Origin of the sequence: Pantoea sp. EKM20T (assembly GCF_011800485.1) — a bacterium.
Taxonomy (GTDB): Bacteria; Pseudomonadota; Gammaproteobacteria; order Enterobacterales; family Enterobacteriaceae; genus Pantoea; species Pantoea agglomerans.
In genome coordinates, this window is the sequence record NZ_JAALFW010000033.1 from 1 (window position 1) to 1,406 (window position 1,406).

At 60.1% G+C, this 1,406-nt stretch carries 1 protein-coding gene; it reads left to right on the top strand.

The genetic code is table 11. The annotated features are described in order from the left end of the window. Nucleotides 1-1,406, top strand: a 1,406-nt coding sequence (locus tag HFD94_RS22750) for an Ig-like domain-containing protein (protein ID WP_243234819.1), incomplete at both ends; no start/stop codon positions are given.

A 1,406-nucleotide genomic window follows, 5' to 3' on the forward strand; every position in this document is an offset into this window, starting at 1 on the left:
GGCACGGCGGAAGCGGGCGCGACGGTGACGGTATATCTGGACAACAGCAGCACGCCGGCAGGCAGCACGGTGGCGGACGCGGACGGCAACTGGACACTGGCGCTGGGCACGCTGACGGACGGGGAGCACAGCTGGCAGGTGAAGGTGACGGACGCGGCGGGGAACGAAACCCGCGGCGAGCGCGCGACCTTCAGGCTGGACAGCAGCAGCGTGGAGCTGAGCATTGACCAGGCGAACGACGATGCGGGAAGCATCACCGGCGCGGTACTGAACGGCGGCCTGACCGACGACAGCACGCCGGAGCTGCAGGGCACGGCGGCAGCGGGCGCGGTGGTGACCATCAGCGACCAATCGGGCGCGGTGCTGGGCAGCAGCACGGCAAACAGCAGCGGCGTATGGACGTTCGCGGTGGCGGAGCTGGCTGATGGTGAGCACGTCTTTACGGCATCGGTAACTAACGCAGCGGGCAACAGCAGCGAGGCGAAATTTACCCTGAATGTGGATACCACACCGCCAGAACCAGTGATCATCCAGTCATTACAGGATGACGTCGGTACATTGCAGTTCACCTCACCAGTGGCAGGTAATGTCATTGACGATCCGGCGCCGACCTTTACCGGCAAGGCGGAAAAAGGCTCGCTGGTTACGCTTTATGACAATGGCATCCTGCTTGCGACAGTGACGGCAGATGCACAGGGTGAGTGGAGCTATACGCCGACCACTAACCTGCTGGAAGGGACACACGGTATTACGGCGACGGCAACGGATGCTGCAGGTAACGTCAGTGAAATCAGCAGTAGCTGGGATTTTATTATCGATATCACAGCGCCTAACGTTGGGATTTCAGGAAACTCAGAGGAGTCACTGAGCGGTGTTACTGAGCCTGGCGTTGTGGTTGTTATTGTCGATAAGAACGGCACGGAATATAGCGTAGTAGCCGATCAGCAGGGTAAATGGGTGATAGCACCTAACCCAATCTCAGCTGGCGAGTCAGGAGAGATCTACGCTATCGATCCAGCAGGGAACAAGGGCGATACAGTGGCCTTCCAGGGATCTGCACTGGCTACGTATAGCTTGCTGAATGAAAGTATGCAGGTGAACACCACTACCACAGGCGATCAGCTTAACCCGTCGACGACCCGGCTGGCGGACGGCCGCATCGTGGTGACGTGGCAGGGCGCAGGTGTCTCCGGCACTGAGGTTTACATGCAGCTCTTTGAGGCCGACGGTATACGTAAAATCGGCACCGAGCAGCAGGTGAACCAGCGCACGGCCAACAATCAGGACAGCCCGCAGGTGATAGCGCTGACCGACGGCGGCTTTCTGATTGTCTACGAGTCCAACGTTAACGGACTGGACAACAGCGGCGACGGCGTGATGGCGCGCCGCTACGGCGCCGACGGCCA